Source organism: Enterobacter sp. CPE_E890, assembly GCF_046521475.1.
GTDB lineage: Bacteria > Pseudomonadota > Gammaproteobacteria > Enterobacterales > Enterobacteriaceae > Enterobacter > Enterobacter adelaidei.
On record NZ_JBKFZW010000001.1, the window covers coordinates 4,358,354 to 4,385,172 of the forward strand.

General features: G+C 51.9%; 26 protein-coding genes, 1 other RNA gene and 1 pseudogene. 11 read left to right on the forward strand and 17 right to left on the reverse strand.

Annotation, left to right across the window (positions count from 1 at the left end; all coding sequences use genetic code 11):
* Window positions 1-75: 75 nt before the first annotated feature.
* Complete coding sequence (locus ACLHV9_RS21520; RefSeq protein WP_028017091.1) at window positions 76-777, forward strand: pirin family protein; 702 nt, start codon at window positions 76-78, stop codon at window positions 775-777.
* A 32-nt stretch (window positions 778-809) separates the two neighbouring features.
* Here ACLHV9_RS21520 and ACLHV9_RS21525 read toward each other — a convergent pair whose 3' ends face one another.
* Window positions 810-2,114 carry a serine dehydratase subunit alpha family protein gene (locus ACLHV9_RS21525; RefSeq protein WP_108090515.1) on the reverse strand — a complete coding sequence of 435 codons (1,305 nt, stop codon included), beginning with the start codon at window positions 2,112-2,114 and terminating at the stop codon, window positions 810-812.
* Window positions 2,115-2,134: 20 nt separating this feature from the next.
* Window positions 2,135-3,466 (reverse strand): hypothetical protein, encoded by a 1,332-nt coding sequence (locus ACLHV9_RS21530; protein ID WP_407221061.1) that lies wholly within the window; start codon window positions 3,464-3,466, stop codon window positions 2,135-2,137.
* Between the two features lie 349 nt (window positions 3,467-3,815).
* Here ACLHV9_RS21530 and ACLHV9_RS21535 point away from each other — a divergent pair, with 349 nt between their 5' ends.
* From ACLHV9_RS21535 to ACLHV9_RS21545, 3 genes are read left to right on the forward strand one after another with little or no spacing between them, the layout of a single operon-like run.
* Window positions 3,816-4,265 carry an STM2901 family protein gene (locus tag ACLHV9_RS21535; protein WP_028017088.1) on the forward strand — a complete coding sequence of 150 codons (450 nt, stop codon included), beginning with the start codon at window positions 3,816-3,818 and terminating at the stop codon, window positions 4,263-4,265.
* 2 nt (window positions 4,266-4,267) lie between these two features.
* The gene (locus ACLHV9_RS21540; protein WP_028017087.1) at window positions 4,268-4,585 is read left to right on the forward strand and encodes a DUF1493 family protein; all 318 of its coding nucleotides are present in this window, start codon (window positions 4,268-4,270) and stop codon (window positions 4,583-4,585) included.
* A gap of 21 nt (window positions 4,586-4,606) precedes the next feature.
* Entirely contained in the window at window positions 4,607-5,092 is a 486-nt protein-coding gene (locus tag ACLHV9_RS21545; protein ID WP_407221062.1) for an Hcp family type VI secretion system effector, read from the forward strand.
* A gap of 75 nt (window positions 5,093-5,167) precedes the next feature.
* Here the strand turns inward: ACLHV9_RS21545 and ACLHV9_RS21550 are convergent, their stop codons facing one another.
* From ACLHV9_RS21550 to garL, 14 genes and pseudogenes are all read right to left on the reverse strand, one after another.
* A complete protein-coding gene (locus tag ACLHV9_RS21550) occupies window positions 5,168-5,578 on the reverse strand; it encodes a Spy/CpxP family protein refolding chaperone (protein WP_028017085.1) in 411 nt (136 codons plus the stop codon).
* Between the two features lie 152 nt (window positions 5,579-5,730).
* Complete coding sequence (pflB, locus tag ACLHV9_RS21555) at window positions 5,731-8,025, reverse strand: formate C-acetyltransferase (protein WP_407221063.1); 2,295 nt, start codon at window positions 8,023-8,025, stop codon at window positions 5,731-5,733.
* 15 nt (window positions 8,026-8,040) lie between these two features.
* The gene (gene tdcD / locus ACLHV9_RS21560; protein WP_108090518.1) at window positions 8,041-9,249 is read right to left on the reverse strand and encodes a propionate kinase; all 1,209 of its coding nucleotides are present in this window, start codon (window positions 9,247-9,249) and stop codon (window positions 8,041-8,043) included.
* 30 nt (window positions 9,250-9,279) lie between these two features.
* Window positions 9,280-10,611 carry a threonine/serine transporter TdcC gene (tdcC, locus tag ACLHV9_RS21565; protein WP_028017082.1) on the reverse strand — a complete coding sequence of 444 codons (1,332 nt, stop codon included), beginning with the start codon at window positions 10,609-10,611 and terminating at the stop codon, window positions 9,280-9,282.
* Window positions 10,612-10,620: 9 nt separating this feature from the next.
* Window positions 10,621-11,610 (reverse strand): bifunctional threonine ammonia-lyase/L-serine ammonia-lyase TdcB, encoded by a 990-nt coding sequence (gene tdcB / locus ACLHV9_RS21570; RefSeq protein ID WP_028017081.1) that lies wholly within the window; start codon window positions 11,608-11,610, stop codon window positions 10,621-10,623.
* Window positions 11,611-11,726: 116 nt separating this feature from the next.
* Window positions 11,727-12,647, reverse strand: coding sequence for a transcriptional regulator TdcA (gene tdcA, locus ACLHV9_RS21575; RefSeq protein WP_028017080.1), 921 nt, complete (start codon window positions 12,645-12,647; stop codon window positions 11,727-11,729).
* 794 nt (window positions 12,648-13,441) lie between these two features.
* Entirely contained in the window at window positions 13,442-13,858 is a 417-nt protein-coding gene (locus tag ACLHV9_RS21580) for a hypothetical protein (RefSeq protein WP_256125022.1), read from the reverse strand.
* Entirely contained in the window at window positions 13,848-15,287 is a 1,440-nt protein-coding gene (locus ACLHV9_RS21585; protein ID WP_407221064.1) for a PAAR domain-containing protein, read from the reverse strand. The genes ACLHV9_RS21580 and ACLHV9_RS21585 overlap by 11 nt, the downstream gene beginning before the upstream one ends.
* Before the next feature lie 11 nt (window positions 15,288-15,298).
* Window positions 15,299-15,793 carry a PAAR domain-containing protein gene (locus ACLHV9_RS21590; RefSeq protein WP_108091063.1) on the reverse strand — a complete coding sequence of 165 codons (495 nt, stop codon included), beginning with the start codon at window positions 15,791-15,793 and terminating at the stop codon, window positions 15,299-15,301.
* A gap of 103 nt (window positions 15,794-15,896) precedes the next feature.
* Window positions 15,897-16,105, reverse strand: a pseudogene (locus tag ACLHV9_RS21595) (hypothetical protein).
* Between the two features lie 137 nt (window positions 16,106-16,242).
* A complete protein-coding gene (locus tag ACLHV9_RS21600; RefSeq protein ID WP_241697874.1) occupies window positions 16,243-16,581 on the reverse strand; it encodes a hypothetical protein in 339 nt (112 codons plus the stop codon).
* Window positions 16,582-16,630: 49 nt separating this feature from the next.
* An RNA gene (gene rnpB, locus ACLHV9_RS21605) (RNase P RNA component class A) lies at window positions 16,631-17,007 on the reverse strand.
* A 59-nt stretch (window positions 17,008-17,066) separates the two neighbouring features.
* Window positions 17,067-17,957: a 2-hydroxy-3-oxopropionate reductase gene (garR, locus tag ACLHV9_RS21610; protein ID WP_108091064.1), complete on the reverse strand. Its 891-nt coding sequence runs from the start codon at window positions 17,955-17,957 to the stop codon at window positions 17,067-17,069.
* Between the two features lie 21 nt (window positions 17,958-17,978).
* Complete coding sequence (garL, locus tag ACLHV9_RS21615; protein WP_108091065.1) at window positions 17,979-18,749, reverse strand: 2-dehydro-3-deoxyglucarate aldolase; 771 nt, start codon at window positions 18,747-18,749, stop codon at window positions 17,979-17,981.
* A gap of 336 nt (window positions 18,750-19,085) precedes the next feature.
* Between garL and garD the strand changes: the two genes are divergently transcribed.
* Entirely contained in the window at window positions 19,086-20,657 is a 1,572-nt protein-coding gene (gene garD, locus ACLHV9_RS21620; RefSeq protein WP_108091066.1) for a galactarate dehydratase, read from the forward strand.
* A gap of 39 nt (window positions 20,658-20,696) precedes the next feature.
* Here the strand turns inward: garD and ACLHV9_RS21625 are convergent, their stop codons facing one another.
* Window positions 20,697-21,506, reverse strand: coding sequence for a DeoR family transcriptional regulator (locus ACLHV9_RS21625; protein WP_028017075.1), 810 nt, complete (start codon window positions 21,504-21,506; stop codon window positions 20,697-20,699).
* Window positions 21,507-21,745: 239 nt separating this feature from the next.
* On the opposite strand from ACLHV9_RS21625, the gene kbaZ reads away from it, so the two are divergent.
* From kbaZ to nagA, 6 genes are read left to right on the forward strand one after another with little or no spacing between them, the layout of a single operon-like run.
* Entirely contained in the window at window positions 21,746-23,053 is a 1,308-nt protein-coding gene (gene kbaZ, locus ACLHV9_RS21630; protein WP_108091067.1) for a tagatose-bisphosphate aldolase subunit KbaZ, read from the forward strand.
* A gap of 20 nt (window positions 23,054-23,073) precedes the next feature.
* Window positions 23,074-23,547 carry a PTS N-acetylgalactosamine transporter subunit IIB gene (gene agaV / locus ACLHV9_RS21635; protein WP_028017073.1) on the forward strand — a complete coding sequence of 158 codons (474 nt, stop codon included), beginning with the start codon at window positions 23,074-23,076 and terminating at the stop codon, window positions 23,545-23,547.
* 10 nt (window positions 23,548-23,557) lie between these two features.
* On the forward strand, window positions 23,558-24,337 hold the full coding sequence (gene agaW, locus ACLHV9_RS21640; protein WP_108091068.1) for a PTS N-acetylgalactosamine transporter subunit IIC: 780 nt from the start codon (window positions 23,558-23,560) through the stop codon (window positions 24,335-24,337).
* Window positions 24,327-25,205: a PTS N-acetylgalactosamine transporter subunit IID gene (gene agaE, locus ACLHV9_RS21645; RefSeq protein ID WP_028017071.1), complete on the forward strand. Its 879-nt coding sequence runs from the start codon at window positions 24,327-24,329 to the stop codon at window positions 25,203-25,205. Before agaW ends, agaE begins: the two co-directional genes overlap by 11 nt.
* A 16-nt stretch (window positions 25,206-25,221) precedes the next feature.
* A complete protein-coding gene (gene agaF / locus ACLHV9_RS21650) occupies window positions 25,222-25,656 on the forward strand; it encodes a PTS galactosamine/N-acetylgalactosamine transporter subunit IIA (protein ID WP_108091069.1) in 435 nt (144 codons plus the stop codon).
* Window positions 25,653-26,786 carry an N-acetylglucosamine-6-phosphate deacetylase gene (gene nagA, locus ACLHV9_RS21655; RefSeq protein WP_108091070.1) on the forward strand — a complete coding sequence of 378 codons (1,134 nt, stop codon included), beginning with the start codon at window positions 25,653-25,655 and terminating at the stop codon, window positions 26,784-26,786. The genes agaF and nagA overlap by 4 nt, the downstream gene beginning before the upstream one ends.
* Window positions 26,787-26,819 lie beyond the last annotated feature (33 nt).

Here is a 26,819-nt window from a genome sequence, read left to right on the forward strand (position 1 = left end):
CCCGGCAGAATATCTGGCTAACAATGAAGCGTCCATACCTTTACCATTGTTTGAGTGTAAAGAGAGGTCAAGTTTATGATTACGACAAGAACAGCTAAACAGTGCGGACAAGCCGATTTCGGTTGGCTGCAGGCCCGCTACACCTTTTCCTTTGGACACTACTTTGACCCGAAACTCCTCGGTTACGCTTCATTGCGCGTGTTAAATCAGGAAGTGCTCGCCCCGGGCGCCTCCTTCCAGCCGCGTACGTATCCGAAAGTCGATATCCTGAACCTGATCCTGGAAGGCGAGGCAGAATACCGCGATAGCGAGGGCAATCATGTCCAGGCAAAGGCTGGCGAAGCGTTGTTGATTTCCACGCAGCCAGGCATCAGCTACAGCGAGCATAACCTCAGCAAAGAGAAGACGCTGACCCGTATGCAACTCTGGCTCGATGCCTGTCCGGAGCGGGAAAATCCACCGGTACAGAAGGTTGACCTGACGGGCGATAAGCAGCAGCTGATTGCCTCCCCGGACGGTAGTAAAGGCAGCCTGCAACTGCGTCAGCAGGTATGGCTGCATCACATTGAACTGAAGAAAGGCGAACAGGCAAGCTTCCAGCTGCATGGCCCGCGCGCCTATCTGCAGTCAATTCACGGCACGGTGCATGCGGTGACGCACACGGAAGAGAAAGAAGCGCTCACCTGTGGTGACGGGGCGTTTATTCGTGATGAAGCGAATATCACACTGGTTGCTGATACACCACTGCGCGCGTTGTTGATTGATTTGCCGGTGTAATATATTCCCCCTCTGAAGAGAGGGGGAAAAATTCACGACACTTTGCTCGCCATAATCTCAATAATTTGCTGATCCGTTGCCTGCATTGAGCGGCACGCCAGCGCGCACAAGTTCGCTATTGACTGCTCTACATCGTGCGCCACGATCCCTTCATTTCCCGTCACAGCAGAATCATCCAGCGCCATCATCACCGCTTTCCAGCTACTTGCCACGCTGGTAGAAACCTTCATGGCGCAGCTGTTAGACGCCCCATCGCAGATCATCCCGCTGACGTCACCGATCATACTGCCAATCGCCATTGAGATAGTCTGGTAGCTTCCGCCCAACAGCCAGGCCATTCCTGCCGCAGCCCCCATCGCTGCCGTGGTAGCCGCACACAGTGCCGACAAACGTGGAAGCTGGGAATGAATGTAGATTGCCGAAAGATGTGACAACATCAGGGCTCGTGCGAGTCGTTCGTCATCAGCCTGAACGTGTTCAGCGACGACCACTACCGGCAGGGTAGCAGTGATCCCCTGATTCCCGGATCCTGAATTGCTCATCGCAGGTAGCGTCGCACCGCCCATCCTGGCGTCGGATGCCGCGCTGGTGCGGATAACAATGTCCGACCCCAGATCCTGCGCCATCCACCCACGCGAGCGCTGTTTATTGAGTGTTGCGCCAATGTGCAGCCCCCACTTCCCGCTGAGCCCTTCACGGGAGAGGGCATCATTCAACTTTCCGGCCTCCAGGATAAAACGGATAGCCTCAAACGGAACGTGTTCTACAAACTCAAGGATCTGCGACAGCGTAGTGTTTGACAGCACCGCCAGCGGATCGTCACTCACTTCGCCTTGCCGATCGTCAAGCGCAAAGCGCGTTGTCCCCTGGCAAACCACCTCCACTACTCGCGTATGTCCACCAGCGATAGTCACCATTGCCGAGGAATTCCCGGCGTAAACGCAGGCTCTGGAGTAAAGAATTTCATCGCACGGCGCCTGCAGTTTCACCTGCACCTGACCTGCATCCAGCAGAGCTTTAGCACGTGACAGCGCATCGGCAGTGACATCTTTCAACACCTCCAACCCGGCCTGCGCGTTGCCGCCAATGGCCCCCAGCGCCGCCGCAATGGGTAACCCGACCATGCCGGTGCCCGGCACCGTCACGCCAAGCCCGTTTTTCATCAGATTCGGTGATACCCACGCCTCAATCTGCGTGACGTCACCCGGCAGATGCGCCGCAGCAATCGCGCAGGCCAACGCCAGAGACACCGGTTCGGTACACCCAAGTGCAGGTTTAACTTCTTCCTGCACCGTGCGAATAAATTGCTTCCATAAAGTTTGAGTTTGCTCAGACATCGTTACGACCTTATTTACCCTCAGGAGAATGCGAGGAAAGGAGAAACACAAAGCAGCAACCCGGTGATGACAATGATCACCAGCGATACGCCTTTATATTTGTGCAGCGCCGGGACTTTGTAGACCAGCCATGCAGGGATTAGGCAGCCCACCATGCCGAAGATGGGGCTACAAATAGAGGTGAAACTCAGCACCGGCGCGTTTAATACAATTGCGCTCCAGGCCAGCAGGATGGCGAACAGCATAATGCCGCGCTGAACGTGGTTTTCATTGATTTTTTCTGCCGGTAATTTGCGGCGCAGGATGTTCATCACGATACCCTGCGTAGCCTCGCGAAAGCCGAGATAGACCCCGAAGAATGCGGTCATTACGGCAAAGATATTCAGGATCACGCTGACAATCTTGACCCAGCCTGCACCATCACCACTGATAAACTGCGCCGCGATCGCCAGGGCAGAAATATTCTGTTCGTAAGCTTTTACCGCCTCATCGTGGCCCATTGCCAGCGTGAAGGAGACAGCATAGAAAAAGACCGTCACAAACAGCACGCCAAAAGCAATATTCATTGCCCGTAATGCTTTGTGCCGCGCCACTTCAACCGATTTTTCCCGTGAACGATAGGAGATGACCATCGGACTTAAGGTCTGAATAAAGAGAATCGACGTTAAGGTAAAAGGCAGCGTAATAATGGCGTTTTTAATCAGCAGGCCCATTGGAGGCAGCATGCCGACATTGGCTAAATGCCAAAGACCCATCATTGACAGCCCCAGCGCGGCAACCACGAATAATTTGGTCAGCACCATCAGGCTGGATACTTTAAACAGCAGTTTTTCACCGCGCGACGAAATGGCGACCAGAATGCAGATCAGGAATAAACCATAAAAAGGGTTTTTCGAGAGCAGAGTGTCTGTGACACCAAAGGTATGTAAATACGAGGCGCTGTCGTTGGTGATGGCCGTGGAATAGACAAACATCCAGATCACCAGCATCACGAAATAGAGCGCGCCTAATAAGATGCCCCAGTTTTTACCTAAATAACCGCTAATGACGCTCGGGTAATCTTTGCATTCCGGGGATTCGGCCAGCGTATTAATAAACAGACGCTGGAACAGATACATGGCCGGATAACCAATAATCGAGGAAAGTAAAAAGACCCACAGCCCCATTAATCCTACCTGTACCGGGAGAAAAACAATCCCCGCACCGATAGCCATCCCGATACTCATGATGACCCAACCTGTGTCGGTGCTGTCGAATTTAATCGCCTCTTGCCATTCGCTTTCACGCATTCCCGCCCGTCTTGCCGCCGGGGAATCATTTACAATCACACTGCTGTTTGTTGCCGTATCCATTGGGCACTCGCTTATTTTGTAGGGTAAACAGTTGTTTTTATAGGATTCCGATCGCCAGCGATTGCGATTCAGACAGCTGCAGGTGTGTGTTATTGGTGTGGGAAGATCATATCTGGAGAGGGGGAGAGAAAAAAGTCACAATTTTCATAAGGATTTTCTGCATTTGGAGAAAAATCACCAAAAAAAAAATAAAAAATAATTAAAAATTTCTAAAAGTGATGCAGATCAAAGAAACATGCCCTTCTGAAAATTAAATTTCGGAATTTATAAAGACGAATATTCTACTCTCTGCCCTCTGCTTTTTATAGGATGCCATTACAACGAATCACATGATAAACATGATTATTAAATAGATACTGTTGAAGAACTCAATGGAACGTACTTTTATAAAGGTGTATGTAATATATCTGCATCAGAGTTATTTTTTTGGATTTTTCTGGATGCCACCGACGAACAGTTTGGCGGATTAAAGGATGCTGTAATGATGGCCACTATGATTCTTGGTTTACCTATACTTGAAACCAGAACAAAACCTGAAACGGCTACAATTGGCACATCCGTGGCATCTAAGTACCTGCGAGATCTACTGAATGTACAACTACCACACCGACTACCTACAATTACACTTGCAAGTTTTAAATACCGAAAACCAATGTATACCAAAAACTTAGGTGCGTTCATCGGCCGATGGATACCTGCACTAGGGATAACCATACTTGCCGCAGATGTTGCAATGATAAGTTACAAAACGCTTTCACGATATAATATGATTGCACAGCCTAAAGATCGGATTTGGTGATGATGGATAGTGAAACTGATGTTTTAAAATTCTTCAGGGACAATTTACCCGAACAAGGAACATTTTCGGGCAAGAGAATCCCGCTTGAAATAGATGATGTTTTACAGGATTACACCGATTTGGATGATATTGTATATGCCATTGAGAGATTCGAAAAAGAGTATCTTATCGAAGTTAACACCGAAAATTATTTCCCCTGGACTCAAACTTGGTTTTTCAGGAAATGGTTTACTAAAGAACCGGTTAAGCAAATATCAAAGCCATTGACAGTAAGAATGTTTGTTGAAGCGGTAAAGGCAGGCAAATGGATCCACGATTGATTTATAAAAGGATTTTTTATAATGGCAGTACCTGTTCATGTTTGGTTTTATGATAATGGTGGTTCTCTCATTACAGGTTCATGTGATGTTCAGGATCGTGAAGGGAGTATCGAAATAAGAGGCTTAACTCATAATTTGAGTATTCCGACAGATCCACTCTCCGGAAGATTAACCGGTACCAGAAAACACGCACCTTTCCTGTTCGAGAAGGAAATTGATAGCTCGTCTCCATACCTTTACAAGGCGGTAGCTACAGGACAAAACCTTAAGAAAGTTGAGTTCAGATATTACCGAATTAACAATGCTGGTTGGGAGGTCGAATATTTTAGAACAGTGCTGGAAGATGTTAAAGTTGTCTCTATCTCCCCTATTGTTAACGATACTCGTAACTGCCCTGGTACAGGTCACCTGGAATCTATTCAATTGCGCTACGAAAAAGCGACCTGGATCTATTGCGACGGGAATATTCAATTCTCTGATGCATGGAATGAACGGGCCTCGGCATGATTGTCAGCCTCATTCCTCACAGAATCTAATTGAAGCGATTCTGTGAGGTTCCATTTTATATGGTTGGTTCCAGGATCACTCGGCCAGCGCATTCGCCATATCGGTCCTAATCTGCTTACGCTGTTCCGGCGTCAGAACCTGGCTGACATCGAAGTAATATTTCACGCGATAGTAACGGGTCTGCTCTTCAATTTTGCTGAAGGCAGCAAGCTGACTTTTCACCGTGTTTTCATCCCATTTTCCTGCCTGGAACATATCAATTAGCGCCCGATCCTTTACGCCGGTCATTGGGATCTTGCTAACATTTTGTTCCAGCTGATTATGCAGACCTTCAATCTTCTTAACCTGCTCATTGCTGAGCTTAAGGTGTTGTACCAGTGGATCCTGTGACGGTGATGGAGCGGCTTCCACGTTAGCGGCCTGCGCCGTAAAACTGCATGCTGCCAGCGATACTGCAACCAAAGCAATACGGGTCATTTTCATCATCTTACTGTCCTTACATTCTGTTATAGGGAAAAGCAGGAGCATTGTTTTTCAAGAGCGGATGAATATGTGTGAATAATTATATAAACAATTTTGTATGTTTAGCGGGCAAAAAAATGCCCCCTGTCAGGAAGGGGGCATGAAGGCTCATTTCGTCAGATTGACTGAGTGAACGTTCGCGAAATCACATCCTGCTGCTGCTCACGCGTCAGCGCATTAAAGCGCACCGCATACCCTGAAACGCGAATCGTCAGGTTTGGGTAATTCTCCGGATGCGCAATGGCATCCAGGAGCATCTCCCGGTTCATGACGTTGACGTTCAGATGCTGTCCGCCTTCGATAGCCGCTTCGTGGTGGAAGTAGCCGTCCAGTAGCCCCACCAGGTTGGTTTTGCGCACCAGTTCGTCCTTACCCAGCGCCTGCGGCACAATCGAGAAGGTATAGGAGATGCCGTCTTTCGCATAGGTGAACGGTAGCTTGGCAACCGACGTCAGCGAGGCCACCGCCCCTTTCCTGTCGCGGCCGTGCATCGGGTTCGCGCCTGGGGCAAACGGCGTGCCGCCGCGGCGTCCGTCCGGCGTGTTCCCGGTCTTCTGGCCGTACACCACGTTAGAGGTGATGGTGAGAATCGACTGGGTCGGTACTGCATTTCGGTAGGTTGGCAGTGCCTGAATTTTCTTCATAAAGCGCTCGACCAGATCGCAGGCAATACTGTCCACGCGGTCATCATTGTTGCCGTACTGCGGGTAGTCACCTTCAATCACGAAATCAACCGCCAGACCGGTATGGTCACGCACCGGTTTCACCGTGGCATATTTAATGGCCGACAGGGAGTCCGCCGCCACCGACAGGCCGGCAATGCCGCAGGCCATGGTGCGGTATACGTCCCGGTCGTGCAGCGCCATCAGCGAGGCTTCGTAGCTGTACTTATCATGCATGTAGTGAATGAGATTCAGCGCGCTGATGTACTGCACCGCCAGCCAGTCCATAAAGTGATCGAGGCTCGCCATCACGGTATCGTAATCCAACACTTCATCCAGCAACGGCTCGGTTTTCGGGCCCACCTGGATCTTCAGTTTCTCATCCATCCCGCCGTTGATTGCGTACAGCAGCGTTTTCGCCAGGTTGGCGCGGGCGCCAAAGAACTGCATCTGCTTGCCGATCACCATCGGACTGACGCAGCAGGCTATCGCGTAGTCGTCACTGTTGAAGTCGGCCCGCATCAGGTCGTCGTTCTCATACTGCAGCGACGAGGTGACGATCGACACCTGCGCGGCATATTTCTTGAACGCAATCGGCAGTTTTTCAGACCAGAGGATCGTCAGGTTTGGCTCCGGCGCTGGTCCCATGGTGTGCAGGGTGTGTAAATAGCGGAAGCTGTTTTTGGTCACCAGCGTGCGCCCATCCAGCCCCATGCCGCCGATCACTTCCGTCGCCCAGATCGGATCGCCGGAGAAGAGCGTATCGAACTCCGGCGTACGCAGGAAACGCACCATGCGGATCTTCATAATGAAGTGGTCGATCAACTCCTGTGCCTGGACCTCATTCAGACGCCCGGACTGCATGTCACGTTCAATATAAATATCGAGGAACGAGGCCGTACGCCCCAGCGACATCGCCCCGCCATTTTGAGATTTCACCGCCGCCAGGTAGGCAAAGTAAACCCACTGCACAGCTTCCTGGGCATTCATCGCCGGACGAGAAATATCAAAGCCATAGTTCGCCGCCATCTGCTGGATCTGCAGCAGCGCACGCTTGTGTTCCGCCAGCTCTTCGCGCAGGCGGATCGTCGCCTCCAGATCTTCGCCGCGCTCCAGCCTACCCTGCAGATCCGCAAACTGAAGTTCGCGCTCGCGCACCAGATAAGCGATCCCGTACAACGCCACGCGGCGGTAATCGCCGATGATGCGTCCGCGTCCGTAACCGTCCGGCAAACCGGTCAACACGCCGGATTTACGGCAGCGCATCATCTCCGGCGAATAGACGTCAAACACCCCCTGGTTATGGGTTTTACGCAGGTCGGTAAACAGGTATTCAAACTGCGGATCCATTTCGCGGTCATAGGCTTCGAACGAGCTGCGGATCATGTTGATCCCGCCATATGGATGCAGGGCGCGTTTGAGCGGTTTGTCAGTCTGCAGGCCGACAATGGTCTCCAGATCCTGGTCGATATATCCAGGCCCATGCGCGGTAATTGTGGTGGCGATGTTAGTATCAAAATCCACCGGGGCATGGGTGGCATTCTCCAGGCGAATGCCGACCATTACCTTCTGCCAGAGCGCCGTCGTTGCAGGCGTCGCCTGCGCGAGGAAAGCTTCATCGCCTTCATAAGGGGTGTAGTTATGCTGAATAAAATCGCGCACGTTGACGGCGTTTTTCCATTCTTCACCGCGAAACCCGGCCCATGCGTCGCTGTATGGCGCGACGCCTGTATCAATTGTTACTTTCATTTGATTCTCGCTTTATCAGGCGTAAGCCGCAGCCGGAGTCACCTTCCCAAGACGGAGGGCATCCAGCGCGATCATTTTTTCTTCATTGGTAGGGATCACCGCGCAGACCACGCGGGACGAATCGGTGCTAATGACGCGCTCACCCGCACTGCCCGGCAGGGCGTTTTTAGCTTCGTCGAGGGTGATACCAAAGACCTTGAGATGGTCAGCCACCAGCGTACGGATGAGCCTGGAGTTCTCGCCAATACCGCCGGTGAACACCACGCCATCCAGACGATGCAGCGACGCTGCGTGACCCGCGATATGCCGCGCGATGCGGTGTACAAAAGTGTGTATTGCCAGTTGCGCCCGTTCATTGCCCTCGTGCCAGGCTTTTTCCAGCGCCCGCAGATCTGAGGAAATCCCGGAGATCCCCAGCAGACCGGACTCTTTGTTTACCACCCGCTCCAGATCCTCGAATGACTGACCCGTCTGCTGGGCAATCCACGCCATTGCGCCAAAATCCACATCGCCACAGCGCGTGCCCATCACCAGCCCCTCAAGCGGCGTCATCCCCATCGAGGTATCGACGCTTTCACCGTTGCGCACCGCGCAGATGGACGCCCCGTTGCCGAGATGGGCAATCACCAGGCCGCTGTCATCGGGGGACAGCCCGAGAAGCGTATGTGCCTGCCCGGCCACATAGCGATGAGAAGTGCCGTGGAAGCCGTAGCGACGCACGCCCAGCGCTTCAAAATAGCGGTACGGCAAACCATACAGATAGGCCTGCGGCGGCAGCGTCTGATGGAAGCTGGTATCGAACACTGCAACCTGCTGTATACCTGGGAACAGGCGCTCAGCGGCTTCTACACCGCTGAGATTGGCGTAGTTATGCAGTGGTGCCAGGGGAGAAACCTGACGGATCTGCTCAATCACCTTATCCGTAATCAGGGTCGACTCGCTGAAGAGGTCGCCGCCATGAGCAATACGATGGCCAATCAAGGCCACGCTGCTCATCAGGTCACGCTTCTCCAGTTCCAGGGCGATGGCAGCCAACGCCCCTTCGTAGTCATGGTGAGCCAGTGTGGTTGGCTCACCCCCATTCACGGAAATAAAGGCTTTTTCAGTGTTGATGCCGTCTGCAATCCCCGTCATCAGGGCATCGCAACTGCTGGCATCGAGCACCGAAAACTTAACAGAGGACGAACCGCAGTTAATAACCAGTACAACCGGAAACTCAATCATGGTGTTACTCCGCTCTTCCTGAGCAATGATTTAGAACAGTTTGTAAACGATATTCAGAATGGTCAGCAGGCCAACAACCGTAACGAAGATGTTCTCGGGTCTGCCCTTAAATTTCGCCATAGCCGGTGCTTTGCGGATGGCATACATCGGCAACAGACACAGCAGAGAGGCGATGATTGGCGCACCCATGGCTTCGATAAGGTCGAGAATGTTCGGGTTGGCGTAAGCCACAACCCAGGTGGAGCCCATGATGAATACCATGCTGATGGTGTTCAGCTTGCCTACAGAGACTTTCTTCTTATCGCCCTTGTAACCGAACTTGAGGATCAGACCGTTCAGCCCTTCCAGCGTGCCCAGGTAGTGACCGAAGAAAGATTTGAAGATAGCGACCAGCGCAATGATGGAAGCACCGTATTCCAGCACAGTAGCAAACGTCGATTTGGTTCCCGACATGGAGGCGAAGTGGTTCGCCAGGTATGAAAGCACCGGAATGTTCTGCGCTTTGGCATCCGCCATGTTCTGCGGAGAGAGCGTAAACAGGCAGCTAAAGGCGAAGAACATCACCACAGCGACCATCAGCATGCTGGCGCGACCGATGATTTTGGAGCATTTCTGCTCGGTAAATTCTTTACCGAACTCAGGTTCGTACTCTTCGCGTTTGGAAACCACGAATGAGGAGACAATCGGCGAGAAGTTAAAGGAGAAGACCATGATGGAGATCCCCAGCCACACCGTGACCAGAATGCCGTCATGCCCGGTGAAAGCAATATCGCTCAGGTTGACCTGGTCGATTACCGCTGAGTTCCAGTAAGGGATCAGCGACAGGGAGATCAGCACCAGACTGGCGATAAACGGGAACACCAGGAAGCTCATGACCTTCACCATCAGGTCTTTACCGAACCAGATAACAAAGGCCATCAACAGCAGCAGGAACAGCGCCACCACGCCGCGGTTAAGCGCAGGTAGCTGGAGCTGGTTTTCCCAGAAAGTCATAAAGGTGTTAGTTATGGTGACACCGTAAATCCACAGCAGCGGGCAAATGGCGAAGAAGTAAAGGAAAGTGATGACCACCCCGCCGGTCTTACCGAAATGCTCTTCCACCGTTTCGGTGATGTTGCCGGAGACGTTGCTGCCGGACAGACAGAGACGCGCCAGCGCGCGGTGGCAGTAAAACGCAATCGGGAACGCAAGAACCAGCATCAGCAGGATGGGGATCAACCCACCAAAGCCTGCGCGGATAGGGAAGAACAGCACGCCTGCGCCAATAGCGGTACCAAACAGGCCCAGGGTCCAGGTGGTATCAGACTTACGCCAGGAGGACGTCTTTGTCTGACCAACGATAATGCTTTCTGTGTTGCTCATAGGTCACCTTTATGCGTCAACGAAGCCGGTAATTTGGGAAACACGAGAGAGGTCGATATTGCCGCCGGAAATAATGCAGACGGTTTTACGACCCTGAATATAGTGGTCAAGTTTGCCGCTTAATAACGCGGCACAGGCCAGCGCGCCTGCGCCTTCCGTCACCACTTTATTTCGCTGAATAAGGGCTATCATGCTGTTACGAATATCATCTTCACTGACCAGCACAATGTCATCGACTAATTCACGAACAATTTCGAAGGTTAATTTACCCGGGCGAGAAACATCGCAACCGTCGGCTAATGTACCGGTGACGCGATGATTTATAATCTCTCCGGCCTGCCAGGAGGCCGCCATTCCGTGAACGTTTTCAGACTGTACGCCGATAATATTAATCGTCGGATTGATGGATTTAATCGCTGTCGCAATCCCGGCAATTAATCCGCCGCCGCCAATAGGAACAATCACGTTATCCACGTCGTACAAATCTTCGAGAATTTCCAGGCCGATGGTGCCCTGGCCGGCAATCACTTTCGGATCGTCGTAAGGCGGAATAAAAATACGCCCTTCCATCTCAACGATCTCACTGACTTTAGCGATGGTGTCGTTGAAATTATCACCGTGCAGCACGACTTCCGCCGAGTAGTCGCGCGTCGCGGCCACTTTGGATTTCGGCGCGCCCATTGGCATCACAACTTTGCCGTCGATGCCGAGCATGGCGCAGGAAAGAGATACCCCCTGTGCATGGTTTCCCGCGGAGCAGGCAACAACCCCTTTGCGTTTTTCAGCGTCAGTCAATGAGCTTAATTTGTTAAACGCGCCGCGGATCTTAAACGAACCGGTACGCTGCATGTTCTCAAACTTCAGGAATATTTCGCCCTTACAACGTTCACTGAGATAATTCGAACGCGGCATGCCGGTTTTATATATTTTACCTGCCAGTCGTTTTCTGGCGTCCTGAATATCTTCAATGGTTACCGGGAGATCGTAGGTAATGTGCATAATATCCTCGTTATAATAATTCATTCTTTTCGGGCAAAGTCAGGGTATCAGAGTATGAGTAAGACAAACTCTGGGTGCTTTAAAACAGGTTTAATACTTATCTGGATTTTATTAAATCATCGTCGTCTTTCACTGGTGAGTGAAGCATATTGTTTTGCCAGTTCCACTAATACTGACGCTGATTTTTTAATTCTGTAATTTTTCGACCACACGGCGGCATAACGCGCCACGGGTAATTCATCTTCCACTGGCAGGACAATAAACTGATCGGAGCCGAACGGTGCAATCATGTCGCGGGGAATGACCGTCAAATAATCGGCATTAAGCACAAGGTTATAAATGGTGACAACGGAATCGGTCTGGACGATGTTTTCAATGCTGATGTGATTGTCTTGCAGGGTGGTCAGGAGTTCTTTGTAGTAGCCCATATCGGTTTGCGGCATCACCCACTGCTCATGTGTGAGCGATGCCAGTGTTGTCGAACCGGTGCACGTTCGTGTTTTACTGGCGACGAGTACAAACTCAGACTCAAACAGTGGTTCAACGTGCAGATCCTGCAGAAGCATCTCATCGCTCAGCGTCCCGATGGCGAAATCCAGTCGACCGTCGCGAATGGCCGGGAGGAAGGATGACAGCTGCGCTTCATACATTGAGACACGCGCTTTCGGGAACACTTCCTTGAATTTTTTGATCATTTCGGAAAGGAAGGTAAAGCCGATCAGAGACGGATAGCCAAAGGAGACATCCATAACGGTGCTGAAACTCAGGCTGTTGATCTCGCTCACCATGTTTTTCATCTCACGCGTGATCGACTCTGAGTATGAGAGCAGAACCTGGCCTGCGGCAGTCAGTTTTACGCCGGTGTTTTTACGCACCATCACTTCCACGCCGAAGTAGGACTCGATATCGCTGATGATTTTGCTGACCGCGGGTTGTGTCAGACCCAGTTGTCTTGCCGCAGAACCTATGGAGCCACTTTTAATGACTTCCTGAAATACCACGAGGTGCTGTGTTTTCGGTAGAATAATAGTGTTCATAATATTCTGCGCTTATTTCCCTATGACGGGGTGGATTCTACTCAATATTGTTTAAAGGGGTATGTGCTGTTACTCACAATTTGCTTTCCAGGACCGCTAACCCTCCGTGCAAAACACCATCAAATAACTTAATTATCAATAAGTTAACACAAAAAAAATACGTCGATACGCTGATATTGATCAACAAAAATAGCGGTAATAAATTTATTTTATGGCGATAACCCTGATAAATTTCTTTGGTCTAAAAAAATCAATAAAGGCTATCTTTCAGGCAATTAAAGGGCAATTAATAACCATTATTTGGTTATAACATTCTTTCAATTTATCAAATTTTTCAGGGCTGAATTTTCGGGTTTCTGAAAAAGAGTGGAATGCATCACATATTCACGGGGTAAATGTATTTGATTTCTAAATACGCATATCAAATCAGAAAACATTAGAGATCATAATGACAATATTCATAACAAATCCATAACACTGAGAATTCAGAATTTCTTAGCGTGAAATTTTGTGATTTCGATCCTCTACCTAGCCAGGATTGAGTTATTAACCAATAAAATAGTGAAATGTGCTTAGCGTCGCAATTTTGAGAATTGATGTCATTTGTAAACATGACCAGGGTGGTACAGAAAGCAAAAACCCCGCCGAAGCGGGGTTTTAAAAGAAGTTGAAGCTGACCGATAAGCCGGCTTCGTTCAACCATATGTAAGGCATCTGCGGCGCTGGGGTTGTCGTGTGCCGTAGACTGTATCGCTGTTTGTGTTACAGTGCAAACTCACCGAATGAAGCACTTTTCACACCCAGCCATGCCTAATTGCTAACATTTGCAACACACCAATGATAAAAAACAACAGACTGACAACTGCCAAGTATATCTCCACGTAGAACGGGCCAATAAGCCGTTTTGGTAGCCCACGTATAAAGTCCTTGTCATCGTTTTTGGTCAGGATTGAGCTTTTATTCCACAACAGCGGCATGTATATAAAACTCACTTTTGTGCTGTATGCTACTTTGACATAAAGCGTGTTGACGTTCTCGAACAGCAATACAGCATCGGGCAGACTACCGTATTTTTCTTTGTACAGGATGCAGATCTCTTTAAATTTATCCCTGTTCAGAACTGAGGCTATGATACTGGCTATACCGAAGCCGAAAGCAAGTGCTCCGATGATTACTGTTGCCTTGGCACTAAGTAGATCATTAATGGTCATTGCTTATAACCTCATATAGAGATTCACCAACGAAGCCACCGAACGCAGATGTGGCTTTATCGCTCCCATATGCAATAGCGCCATTTACGCCGAGCGTACAAAGTAATGCTCCAGCACCTGCGGCTTCTATGGTTGCAGCTCCAAGCACTATCGCACAGACGGTATTTGCTGCGGCTGTACCCGCAATTTTTCCAGCTATAGCACCGCCGATCAGGCTACCGGAAAACTCACCAATGGAGGTAAACGAGGTTTTCGCACAATCTCGCCCCACGGTGCAGGCTTCAGTGATTTTCGCTGCGGTATCCAGAGCGGATAGACCGAGGCCAATCTTTCCGGTTGTTTCCATGAGCTTCACATACTTCGCCAGCTTTTCGATGTGGGTCGCGTAACCTTCAATATCGCGAACCCCTGTTTCATTCCAGCGATGGGGGATTGAACGACTGGACAGGCCAAGAGCGCTTTTTAGATCAGCATACTCGTTGAACATAAAACGGTGCTTCATGAACATTTTCAGCACGCTATCAAGTTGACCTAACAACTGACGCCGCTCAACGTAAAACTGTTCACCGATCAGAGTGCCACTGGTGATGTAATGGTTTTTATAGGTTTTCTCTATCTCGATAAGAATTTTCTCTACCTGTTCGAAATACCCCTTCGCGGCCTCGGTTGCTTGTCCTGAGTATCCATAAGTATCACTCGCCGTACTTGCTGCGGCAGAAAACATCTCAACAGTGTCTTTGTACTTGAAAAGAAAATTAGCTTGCTGGTGTGAGAGTGGAGCTAAAGCACTATCGATACGTTCTTTCGCTGCCTGCATATGGGCAATTTGTTCACTATCCTGCTTGTCCGGGTCAACAACTAACAGAATAGAACCGGCTTTGTATTCCTTACCTGCACCATTTAGAGCACGGTAAAGTTCGCGTGTGCCTGCCGGTGGCTCACTTTCGAATAACCAGGGCTCATATGCGCCAGTTTCAGCACCGTAAGGAAGTATGCAAAAACCAGCATCTACAGGTTCGCGTTTTGCTTCCTGCGGTTTTGGTTCTTCTTGTACATGTTTTTTAGCGGCCTGTGCGTGCTGCTCTGGCTCCGGAACGGTTTCTGTCGTTGATTTCACGGCTGCTGACACCGGGGCGGCTTTTGTTGATGCGACTGGATATGAACCATGCCATGCCCAGGTCTGCGAGGGAATGAAACGAGCCTTGCACGGACAGGTTGAGCGGCTATAAAGCGTGCTCGCAACATGCGTACCATCGACTATGTCACCAGGATGCCCCCCTGCTACGTGGAAGACTCCAGGGTGCTTTCCACAAGAGACTTTATGGCCATTCAGGGCTGCATAGTTACCAGCAAACTCTTTTCTTTTTGTTCCTTCGAGGATCTGTCCACCGCAAGTTGTCCTGTCCCCTTTGACTAACCAATGTCCCATTACTGGATCTCCTACAGTGCAACAGGGGTGAGAAAATTGGCAGGCATTGCGGGGCTGTTGTCCAGTTGGCACAGGAGAGCAAAATCTTGTGGGGTACTAATAATCACGTCACCGTTATCAAGCTGGCTTCCTACAAGAGCAAAAGAAACACCGTTTCCATTAGTTGCTGCTGATCCTGAGCCACTGATAATACGGGTGCGTGTTCCGTCCGGATAAACAACATAATCGCCAACCATTGCCCGATTAACCTTGCTCCCATCTTCAAGAGTAAATGAGTCGTTTGCGCTGGCTTGCTCAATCTTCCCACCGTTTCGAGTGAGCGATCCCGCAGTGGCAAAGCGCCAAATCGCCACTAAAGAACGGTCTTTCATTTCTTCAACATGAGAGTTGAAAATCTGGCGTTGTTCGGCGCTGAATGGATTCTTGAATGATGCGAGCACTGATGGCGTGAGTCCGTTGGTGTATTGCTGCATAAGTCCCTCTACTTGCTGTGAATTTATCTTCATACGTAAGCCATTGTACAAATAGCGCCCATGCTCAGGTAGTAGCTTTTCCTAAAAAATGAAACCGTATTTCAAATAATTCACATGGTGAATGTATTGGTGTTTTTCATTCACTATTTTCAGTATCAAAGGTCTCGCTGTATGGGCAGTGCTTCGATTTCATCAGGTAGGTAAACGTATAGATGCTATGGAATAAACGCACAGGGTTTGCCCATTTGCTGTGCTTGACTGTTACGGATTGCTCATCGTTATACGGGCCGCGTCAGCGTTGAATGCCGCCAACAGACCACAAAACATAACTGCGTAGCCTCGCATCTTCATCTCTCCTATGTCGGGGACGTTGGTGTATCAGTGGTGTAGTGCATAAATCTAGCGAACAGATGTCACCGGCAGAATATGAAAATCACTATTATCAACGGCTCGGAAGTGTCTAGATTACCCGTGGCAATTCTCTACCGCATAGTTGTTGGGATTTTTTTCACCGCAGCATAAAAGGTGGCCTGAACGCAAAGTAAATAATCATCAATGTCTTTTTGTTCTAATTTCTTCATTTTCTGCACTATGTCCAATAGTTGGGCTGGCTCTAGATTGGACGATTTTACAAAAGAAATGAACATAGAAAGGCGGGAAGATATAAATCTTGCTCTGCTGGCTAAATCGCAGCCCAGAGACACGCGGAACAAACCACCTGAGGGTAGTCTGAAATGAAGGCTGTAGCGATTGCCACGCTTTAGGATGTTGGGGATGGAACATCCGTTGGTGTGTCTCTTTTGTATCACAGTCTGTGTCACAGTTTTTCCTTAGAAAGCCTGAGACACACCAACGTATTGTTTTAAAATAAGTTGAAGCTGACCGATAAGCCGGGTTCTGTCGTGGACAGTCATTCATCTAGGCCAGCAATCGCTCACTGGCTCAAGCAGCCTACCCGGGTTCAGTACGGGCCGTACCATGTGAACCCCTATTTGGCCTTGCTCCGGGTGGAGTTTACCGTGCCACGGACTGTTACCAGCCGCGCGGTGCGCTCTTACCGCACCCTTTCACCCTTACCTGATCCCGCTTGCGCGGGCCATCGGCGGTTTGCTCTCTGTTGCACTGGTCGTGGGTTTCCCCCCCAGGCGTTACCTGGCACCCTGCCCTATGGAGCCCGGACTTTCCTCCCCTCCGCCCGTCTCCCCCGAAGGGGACGACGACGAAGCGGCGACTGTCTGGTCAGCTTCGGCGCGCAGTATAGAGGGTTTGCGCGCCGCTGTCACCCTCAGGTGTGGGCAAGATGTTATTAACGGGCGACTTCTACCTTCGCCAGTTTTTCGTAGTAGCACGCAATGGCACTGTGGTCGGCCGTCCCCATGCCATCGGCACGCAGGGCCTGCATCATTTCCATCACGGCGGCGGTCAGCGGCAGTTGCGCCCCAACACCGTGAGACGTATCCAGCGCGTTTGCCAGATCTTTAATATGCAGGTCGATGCGGAAACCAGGTTTGAAGTTACGATCCATCACCATCGGTGCTTTGGCATCCAGCACGGTACTCCCCGCCAGACCGCCACGGATTGCCTGGTAGACCAGGTCCGGGTTGACGCCCGCTTTAGTTGCCAGCGTCAGCGCTTCGGACATCGCAGCGATATTCAGCGCCACAATCACCTGGTTCGCCAGCTTAGTCACGTTACCCGCTCCGATGTCACCGGTGTGCACCACAGAGCCAGCCATCGCTTTCATCAGATCGTAGTATTTATCGAAGATCGCTTTATCGCCGCCGACCATCACCGACAGCGTGCCGTCGATCGCTTTCGGTTCACCGCCGCTGACCGGCGCATCCAGCATATCGACGCCTTTCACTTTCAACGCTTCGCTGATTTCACGGCTTGCGAGGGGGGCAATAGAGCTCATATCAATCAGTACCAGGCCTGGCTTCGCACCGTCGATAATGCCATTCTCACCCAGAGCGACCTCTTTTACATGTGGAGAGTTTGGCAGCATGGTGATGATGACATCGCACTGCTCAGCAATGGCTCTGGCTGTGGCGGCCGTTTCGGCACCCGCAGCAATGACCTCAGCCACAGCTTGCGGATTATGGTCTGAAACCACCAGTGAGTAACCCGCTTTGATGAGGTTCTTACTCATTGGTTTACCCATGATCCCCAGGCCAATAAAACCGACTTTCAGCGTCATAAACTGTTTCCTCAATGATGGTTATTTTTTAAAAGCGTCCGCTAATTTCTGCGTGGCTGAGCGGAATACGCCGAGGTCACTGCCGACAGCCACAAAGGTGGCGCCCCATTCCAGATAACGGCGAGCGTCAGCTTCAACCGGAGCCAGAATGCCGCACGGTTTGCCATGGGCTTTAGCGCGGGCAAAGATGTGTTGAATGGCATGCTGAACGTCCGGGTGACCCGCATTACCCAGGTGTCCCAACGCCGCAGCCAGGTCACTCGGGCCAACAAAGATGCCGTCGACACCATGTGTGGCAGCAATGGCGTCGACGTTATCAACACCCTGCTGGCTCTCAATCTGTACCAGGATGCTGATGTTGTTATTGGACTGCGCGAAGTAGTCCGGCACGGTGCCAAACATATTGGCGCGATGCGAAACGGATACACCGCGGATCCCTTCCGGGGGATAGCGCGTTGAGGCCACGGCTCGCGCCGCCTCTTCTTTCGTTTCCACAAACGGGATCAGGAAGTTGTAGAAACCGATATCCAGCAGACGTTTGATGATCACTGGTTCGTTGGTTGGCACACGCACCACCGGCGCGCTCTGGCTACCTTTGAGTGCCATCAACTGCGGAATAAAAGTATTGATATCGTTCGGCGCATGCTCACCGTCCAGTACCAGCCAGTCGAAACCGGCCAGGCCCAGCACTTCGGTGCTGATGGGATTTGCCAGCGCGGACCAGCAACCAATCTGGATCTGATGCGCCGCGAGGGACGCTTTAAACTTATTTGGGAAAATATCGTTATTCATCGCGTTTACCTTTTTAATTCCGCAGCCTTATTCCGTATATTTATTGCCAGCGTTATATTTATTTTCTGACTTAATTCCGGCGTTATAAAATCGTCATTCAGTATAATCCGCACATCACCGCGACACATTGTTTTAATGCTCAAGTATTGTTGTCCGTTTTGATAATATTTTGAGCATTTGCACGAATCACTGCGCGCTGATGCACAGAATCAGGCATTACGGGTTCTGGGGCGATCGAGATCACATTCTCGTTCCTTATCTCCTGACATGCTTTATTTCTGCCATAAGAAAATTGGCTGCATTTATTATCAGACTCTTGCTGGAGAATACTGAACAATGGCCGATATTGAAATTCGACAAGCGTCGCCGAGGGCGTTTTATATAAAAGTCCACGACACCGATAATGTGGCGATTATTGTCAACGACAATGGCTTAAAAGCGGGAACCCGTTTCCCGGACGGGCTGGAGTTGATTGAGCATATTCCGCAGGGACATAAAGTTGCGCTTGTGGATATCCCCGCTCACGGTGAAATTGTGCGTTACGGAGAGGTGATTGGTTATGCCATTCGCGCCATTCCTCAGGGTAGCTGGGTTGAAGAGTCGCTGGTCGAGCTGCCAAAAGCACCGCCCCTGAACACACTCCCGCTGGCAACCCGCGTGCCTGAACCACTCCCCCCACTGGACGGCTATACCTTCGACGGTTATCGCAATACTGACGGTAGCGTCGGCACCAAAAACCTGCTCGGCATTACCACCAGCGTGCACTGTGTGGCAGGCGTGGTGGATTATGTGGTGAAAATTATTGAACGCGACCTGCTGCCGAAATACCCGAACGTGGATGGCGTGGTCGGCCTGAATCACCTTTATGGCTGCGGTGTGGCCATCAATGCACCGGCGGCCGTTGTGCCTGTCCGTACCATTCACAATATCGCCCTAAACCCGAACTTCGGCGGCGAGGTGATGGTCATTGGCCTCGGCTGTGAAAAGCTTCAACCTGAACGCCTGCTGCAGGGGACCGAGGACGTGAAAGCTATCCCGGTCAGCGATGCCAGTATCGTGCGTTTGCAGGACGAGCACCACGTCGGTTTTAGATCGATGGTCGACGATATTCTTCAGGTGGCAGAACGCCATCTGGATAAGCTGAACAAACGCCAGCGTGAAACCTGCCCGGCCTCGGAGCTGGTGGTAGGAACGCAGTGCGGCGGCAGCGATGCGTTCTCAGGCGTGACCGCCAACCCGGCGGTAGGCTACGCGTCCGATCTGTTTGTTCGCTGTGGTGCCACGGTGATGTTCTCCGAAGTGACTGAAGTGCGTGACGCTATCCATCTGCTTACCCCTCGCGCCATCAATGAAGAGGTCGGTAAGCGTCTGCTTGAGGAGATGGCCTGGTACGATAACTATCTCGATATGGGCAAAACCGACCGTAGCGCCAACCCCTCTCCGGGGAACAAAAAAGGTGGACTGGCGAACGTGGTGGAAAAAGCCCTCGGCTCGATTGCGAAGTCTGGCCAGAGCGCCATTGTTGAAGTCCTTTCGCCGGGCCAGCGTCCAACCCGACGCGGCCTGATTTACGCGGCAACCCCGGCCAGCGATTTTGTTTGCGGCACGCAACAAGTCGCGTCTGGTATTACAGTGCAGGTCTTTACCACCGGACGCGGCACGCCGTACGGCCTGATGGCGGTTCCGGTGATCAAGATGGCAACCCGCACCGAACTGGCAAACCGCTGGTATGACTTAATGGATATCAACGCGGGTACTATCGCCACCGGGGAAGAAAGTATTGAGGATGTGGGCTGGAAGCTATTCCACTTTATTCTGGATGTGGCGAGCGGTCGCAAGAAAACCTTCTCTGACCAATGGGGATTACATAATCAGCTGGCGGTGTTTAACCCGGCACCCGTGACCTGATTAACATCGACCCTCTCCCCAATCGGGAGAGGGTCACAATTATTCCTTAACCAACACCACGTCTATCCCAATCTTGCGTAACCCTTCCAGACTTTCAGCCGGAATACCTTCGTCGACAATAATCATATCAATGCGTTGTGTATCAATGATTTTATGCAGGCTTGAGCGGTTAAATTTGCTGGAGTCAGTCACGACGATAATGCGTTCTGCCACTTCGCACATTTTGCGATTCAGACGGGCTTCATCTTCGTTATGCGTGCTTACGCCGCGATCGAGATCGATGGCGTCGACGCCCAGGAACAGCATATCAAAATGGTAATTCTGTAAGGATTGCTCCGCCTGGTCGCCATAAAAAGATTGCGACTGACGGCGTAAATGCCCACCGGTCATCAGCAATTCCACCCCTTCCGCTTCCAGCAACGCGTTCGCGACATTCATGCCGTTGGTCATAGCAATCACGTCCGTATGCTGACGCAGCATACGGGCGATTTCAAACGTCGTGGTACCGGAATCCAGAATGATACGGTGTCCTGGCTTCACCAGCTCAGCGGCCACCTGCGCAATACTGCGCTTTACGGCCGTATTCAATGAACTTTTATCTTCCACTGAAGGTTCAACACCTTGCGCATGACCTTCACAAATCAATGCACCACCGTAGGCACGCACGGCAATGCCCTGCTTCTCAAGGAAGGCCAGGTCGTTGCGGATCGTTACCGTCGAAACACCATATAAATGAGAAAGATCGTTAACCTGCACGCTTCCCTGCGCCCGCAACCGCTGAATAATTTGCTCTCGCCTTTCACTGGTGCCGGTGATGCGCTTTTCTGCGGATGAATCGGTGCTGCTCATGCGAGCTCCTTAATCAATAAACTTTCGTTTCATTTCGTTTTGCTTATTAAGGCCTTTCTTTTACGGGAATGCAAGCCCTGTCTGACGACCAGGGGAAAGCTCACCCGGCGCTGAAACCTTTCATTATGTTTCTTTTGTGAAACAGATCGGAAAACTATTATCTTTCGTTTTATTTTTATACCACCATGATGCAGGATTAAATGAAACAAAACGAAAGATTAATGCCATCACCATCCGAAATGGAGAGGAAAGTGAAACATCTGACAGAAATGGTGGAACAACATAAACGGGGGAATTCAAACGGGATTTATGCCGTCTGTTCCGCACATCCACTGGTACTTGAAGCTGCAATTCGTTACGCCCACTCGCATCAGACGCCGCTATTAATTGAGGCCACCTCCAACCAGGTGGATCAGTTTGGTGGCTATACCGGCATGACGCCCGCTGATTTTTACGGGTTTGTTTGTCAGCTTGCGGAATCCCTTAATTTCCCGACTTCACAGTTGATCCTCGGCGGGGATCATCTGGGGCCCAATCGCTGGCAAAATCTACCTGCGGAACAGGCGATGGCAAATGCCGACGATCTGATCAAAAGCTATGTTGCTGCCGGGTTCAAAAAGATCCACCTCGACTGCAGTATGTCTTGCGAAGACGATCCGGTACCTTTAACCGACGCAATCGTCGCAGAGCGTGCTGCACGTCTGGCGAAAATTGCCGAAGAGACCTGTCGTGAACAGTTTGGCGTGTCGGACCTGGTCTACGTTATCGGCACTGAAGTGCCTGTTCCCGGAGGGGCGCATGAAACCCTGAATGAACTCGACGTCACCACACCGGAAGCGGCACGCGCCACGCTTGAAGCACACCGTCACGCTTTCGAAAAAGAAGGTTTAAACGCTATCTGGCCGCGCATTATTGGCCTGGTCGTTCAGCCTGGCGTTGAGTTTGACCACGCCCATGTATGCGACTATCAACCACACAAGGCCGTCGCGCTGAGCAAAATGGTGAAAGCGTACGACACGCTGGTGTTTGAAGCGCACTCCACCGATTACCAGACGCCGCAAGCACTTCGCCAGCTGGTAAAAGATCACTTCGCGATCCTGAAAGTCGGCCCAGCTTTGACCTTCGCTCTGCGAGAAGCGTTGTTCTCACTGGCCGCCATCGAAGAAGAACTGCTGCCTGCCAAAGCCAGTTCTGGCCTGCGTCACGTACTGGAAAACGTGATGCTCGATCGCCCGGAATACTGGCAAAGCCATTACCACGGTGACGGCAATGCACGACGCCTGGCGCGCGGCTATAGCTACTCTGACCGCGTCCGCTATTACTGGCCAGACAGCCAGATTGACGATGCCTTTGAGCGACTGGTACGCAACCTGGCTGACGACCCTCTCCCGCTGCCACTGATTAGCCAGTACCTGCCGTTGCAGTACAGCAAAGTTCGCGAGGGTGCTCTCAAGTCAACGCCACGGGAACTCATCATCGACCACATTCAGGACATACTTCAGCAGTACCACGCCGCCTGCGAAGGCGTAACGACTCAACACGCATAATTAAAAAAGAGGAAAACGCTATGCCAAACATTGTTTTATGCCGTATCGACGAACGTCTGATCCACGGTCAGGTGGGTGTGCAGTGGGTGGGGTTTGCGGGGGCAAACCTGGTGCTGGTCGCTAACGATGAGGTTGCAGAAGATCCGGTTCAACAAAACCTGATGGAAATGGTGCTCGCGGAAGGGATTGCCGTGCGCTTCTGGTCGCTGCAAAAAGTGATCGACAACATTCACCGCGCTGCCGACCGCCAGAAAATTCTGCTGGTCTGTAAATCACCCGCTGATTTTCTGACGCTGGTGGAGGGCGGCGTACCTGTCACCCGTATCAATGTAGGCAACATGCACTATGCCAATGGCAAACAACAAATTGCCAAAACGGTCTCTGTCGACGCAAACGATATCACTGCGTTCAACGGTCTGAAATCTGCCGGAGTGGAATGCTTCGTTCAGGGCGTTCCAACAGAAACTGCTTTGGATCTCTTTAAACTGCTCTGAGGGATTCACAATGGAAATCAGTCTGTTGCAGGCACTGTCGTTGGGCGTTCTCGCCTTTATCGCCGGTCTGGATATGTTTAACGGCTTAACACACATGCACCGTCCGGTGGTACTCGGGCCGTTGGTTGGCCTGATTCTGGGCGATCTACACACCGGTATTTTGACCGGCGGTACGTTAGAACTGGTCTGGATGGGACTGGCACCGCTGGCAGGTGCACAGCCACCAAACGTGATTATCGGCACGATTGTAGGCACAGCGTTTGCTATCAGCACGGGCGTGAAGCCGGAAGTTGCCGTTGGCGTCGCCGTCCCGTTTGCCGTTGCGGTACAGATGGGGATCACGTTCCTCTTCTCGGTGATGTCCGGCGTGATGTCGCGCTGCGATCGCATGGCGGCCAATGCGGATACTAACGGTATTGAACGGGTCAACTATCTGGCACTGCTGGCCCTCGGTATCTTCTACTTCCTGTGTGCTTTCCTGCCGATTTACTTCGGTGCAGAACACGCGAAAACCGCCATTGATGTTCTGCCGGCACGGTTGATTGATGGTCTTGGCGTCGCGGGCGGCATCATGCCAGCTATCGGTTTTGCCGTACTGCTGAAAATCATGATGAAAAACGTCTACATCCCTTACTTCATTATCGGTTTTGTGGCCGCAGCCTGGCTCAAGCTTCCGGTACTGGCGATTGCCGCTGCCGCCCTGGCAATGGCACTTATCGACCTGATGCGTAAATCACCTGAACCGACAGCACCTGCGTCCCGGAAAGAGGAATTCGAAGATGGCATCTAATCAAACAACTTTGCCTGGCGTTTCTGAAAGCGAAGAGACCCTGCTCACTGGCGTGAATGAGAACGTCTACGAAGACCAAAGTATCGGTGCCGAGCTAACGAGAAAGGACATTAACCGCGTAGCCTGGCGTTCCATGCTGCTGCAGGCCTCGTTTAACTACGAACGTATGCAGGCCTCCGGCTGGCTGTATGGCTTACTGCCTGCGCTGAAAAAGATCCACACCAACAAGCGGGATCTGGCGCGTGCCATGAAAGGTCACATGGGCTTCTTCAACACCCATCCGTTCCTGGTGACCTTTGTTATCGGCATCATCCTGGCCATGGAGCGCTCCAAGCAGGATGTGAACAGCATCCAGAGCACCAAAATTGCCGTGGGCGCACCACTCGGCGGCATTGGTGACGCCATGTTCTGGCTAACTTTGCTGCCCATATGCGGTGGGATTGGCGCAAGCCTGGCGTTGCAGGGTTCCATTCTGGGCGCCGTGGTCTTTATCGTACTGTTTAACGTGGTGCATCTGGGCCTGCGTTTTGGTCTGGCGCATTACGCCTACCGGATGGGCGTCGCAGCGATCCCGCTGATTAAGGCCAACACCAAAAAAGTTGGTCACGCGGCCTCTATCGTCGGGATGACGGTGATTGGCGCGCTGGTGGCAACCTATGTCCGCCTTAATACCACGCTCGAAATAAAGGCCGGTGATGCCGTCGTCAAACTGCAGGCCGACGTTATCGACAAGCTGATGCCTGCCTTCCTGCCACTGGTCTATACCCTGACTATGTTCTGGCTGGTACGCCGTGGCTGGAGCCCACTGCGTCTGATTGGTATCACCGTGGTGCTCGGTGTTGTCGGTAAATTCTGTCACTTCCTGTAAAAGCAAAGAGGTTACGATGTTAGGCATTATTTTGACGGGTCACGGCGGTTTTGCCAGTGGGCTTGAGCAGGCGATGAAGCAGATCCTTGGCGAGCAACCGCAGTTTATCGCCATTGATTTTCCGGAGACCTCCACCACGGCGCGGCTGACCACCCAGCTTGAGCAGGCGTTGAGCGAGCTCAATGCAGAGCACGATATTGTATTTCTCACCGACCTGCTGGGCGGTACGCCGTTCCGCGTGGCGTCAACGCTCGCGATGCAAAGACCGGGCAGCGAAGTGATTACCGGCACCAACCTGCAGCTGCTGCTGGAGATGGTGCTGGAGCGCGACGGTTTAAGCAGCGAAGCATTTCGATTGCAGGCGCTGGAATGCGGACATCGTGGGCTGACAAGCCTGGTAGACGAGCTGGGGCGCTGCCGTGAGGAAGCGCCCGCTGAGGAAGGCATATGAGCCAGCTGTTACGCGCTCGCCGCGTGCTCACCGAACGGGGCTGGCTTGAAGACCACCAGCTACGTATTGAAAGTGGGATCATCACGGCGATTGAGCCAATCCCCGTGGGCATTGCGCCGCGCGATGCTGAGCTACTTTGCCCGGCCTATATTGATACGCACGTTCACGGCGGTGCGGGTGTGGATGTCATGGATGACGCACCCGACGTACTGGATACTCTGGCGATACATAAAGCGCGTGAAGGCGTGGGCGCATTTCTGCCCACTACCGTCACCGCGCCGCTGGAGGCCATACACGGCGCACTTATGCGTATCGCCCGGCGCACTCGCTCCGGCGGGCCCGGCGCGCAGGTTCTGGGTAGCTATCTCGAAGGTCCGTACTTTACGCCGCAAAACAAAGGGGCGCACCCGCCGGAGCTTTTCCGGGAGCTGGATATCACTGAGCTGAACGCACTGATTGAGGTTTCGCAAAACACACTACGCGTGGTGGCGCTTGCGCCGGAAAAACCTGGCGCAATACAGGCGATTCGCCACCTTAAACAGCACGGTTTACGCGTGATGCTGGGCCATAGCGCCGCCACTTACGATCAAACCCTTGCCGCTTTTGACGCAGGTGCTGATGGGTTGGTCCACTGCTACAACGGTATGACGGGGTTACATCACAGGGAACCCGGCATGGTTGGCGCTGGGCTGACAGACAAACGTGCATGGCTGGAGCTGATTGCCGATGGTCACCATGTCCACCCTGGAGCCATGCGTCTGTGCTGCTGCTGCGCGAAAGACCGCGTGGTGCTGATCACCGATGCAATGCAGGCTGCTGGTATGCCTGACGGGGACTATACCCTGTGCGGTGAAGAGGTCTGCATGCAAAATGGCGTCGTGCGTACCGCCACCGGTGGCCTGGCGGGGAGTACGCTCTCGCTGGATGCCGCCGTCCGCAATATGGTGGAGCACGCAGGCATCACCGCTGAAGACGCGATCCATATGGCCTCGCTGCACCCTGCAAGGCTGCTGGGTATTGATAACCAGCTCGGGTCGTTAGCATCAGGCAAACACGCCACGCTCATCGCGCTGGACGGTGGTTTACACCTCCAGCGGATCTGGATTCAGGGCCAGGCTCTTCCCCTTTAGCCCTTTCATTGTGTCTCCTGTTGGCCTTACGGC

Coding starts and splice junctions, on each gene's coding strand:
- ACLHV9_RS21520 (WP_028017091.1), top strand. CDS start 76: ATGATTACGACAAGAACAGCTAAACAGTGCGGACAAGCCGATTTCGGT.
- ACLHV9_RS21525 (WP_108090515.1), bottom strand. CDS start 2,114: ATGTCTGAGCAAACTCAAACTTTATGGAAGCAATTTATTCGCACGGTG.
- ACLHV9_RS21530 (WP_407221061.1), bottom strand. CDS start 3,466: ATGGATACGGCAACAAACAGCAGTGTGATTGTAAATGATTCCCCGGCG.
- ACLHV9_RS21540 (WP_028017087.1), top strand. CDS start 4,268: ATGGATAGTGAAACTGATGTTTTAAAATTCTTCAGGGACAATTTACCC.
- ACLHV9_RS21545 (WP_407221062.1), top strand. CDS start 4,607: ATGGCAGTACCTGTTCATGTTTGGTTTTATGATAATGGTGGTTCTCTC.
- ACLHV9_RS21550 (WP_028017085.1), bottom strand. CDS start 5,578: ATGATGAAAATGACCCGTATTGCTTTGGTTGCAGTATCGCTGGCAGCA.
- pflB (WP_407221063.1), bottom strand. CDS start 8,025: ATGAAAGTAACAATTGATACAGGCGTCGCGCCATACAGCGACGCATGG.
- tdcD (WP_108090518.1), bottom strand. CDS start 9,249: ATGATTGAGTTTCCGGTTGTACTGGTTATTAACTGCGGTTCGTCCTCT.
- tdcC (WP_028017082.1), bottom strand. CDS start 10,611: ATGAGCAACACAGAAAGCATTATCGTTGGTCAGACAAAGACGTCCTCC.
- tdcB (WP_028017081.1), bottom strand. CDS start 11,610: ATGCACATTACCTACGATCTCCCGGTAACCATTGAAGATATTCAGGAC.
- tdcA (WP_028017080.1), bottom strand. CDS start 12,647: ATGAACACTATTATTCTACCGAAAACACAGCACCTCGTGGTATTTCAG.
- ACLHV9_RS21580 (WP_256125022.1), bottom strand. CDS start 13,858: ATGACCATTAATGATCTACTTAGTGCCAAGGCAACAGTAATCATCGGA.
- ACLHV9_RS21585 (WP_407221064.1), bottom strand. CDS start 15,287: ATGGGACATTGGTTAGTCAAAGGGGACAGGACAACTTGCGGTGGACAG.
- ACLHV9_RS21590 (WP_108091063.1), bottom strand. CDS start 15,793: ATGAAGATAAATTCACAGCAAGTAGAGGGACTTATGCAGCAATACACC.
- garR (WP_108091064.1), bottom strand. CDS start 17,957: ATGACGCTGAAAGTCGGTTTTATTGGCCTGGGGATCATGGGTAAACCA.
- garL (WP_108091065.1), bottom strand. CDS start 18,749: ATGAATAACGATATTTTCCCAAATAAGTTTAAAGCGTCCCTCGCGGCG.
- garD (WP_108091066.1), top strand. CDS start 19,086: ATGGCCGATATTGAAATTCGACAAGCGTCGCCGAGGGCGTTTTATATA.
- ACLHV9_RS21625 (WP_028017075.1), bottom strand. CDS start 21,506: ATGAGCAGCACCGATTCATCCGCAGAAAAGCGCATCACCGGCACCAGT.
- kbaZ (WP_108091067.1), top strand. CDS start 21,746: ATGGAGAGGAAAGTGAAACATCTGACAGAAATGGTGGAACAACATAAA.
- agaV (WP_028017073.1), top strand. CDS start 23,074: ATGCCAAACATTGTTTTATGCCGTATCGACGAACGTCTGATCCACGGT.
- agaW (WP_108091068.1), top strand. CDS start 23,558: ATGGAAATCAGTCTGTTGCAGGCACTGTCGTTGGGCGTTCTCGCCTTT.
- agaE (WP_028017071.1), top strand. CDS start 24,327: ATGGCATCTAATCAAACAACTTTGCCTGGCGTTTCTGAAAGCGAAGAG.
- agaF (WP_108091069.1), top strand. CDS start 25,222: ATGTTAGGCATTATTTTGACGGGTCACGGCGGTTTTGCCAGTGGGCTT.
- nagA (WP_108091070.1), top strand. CDS start 25,653: ATGAGCCAGCTGTTACGCGCTCGCCGCGTGCTCACCGAACGGGGCTGG.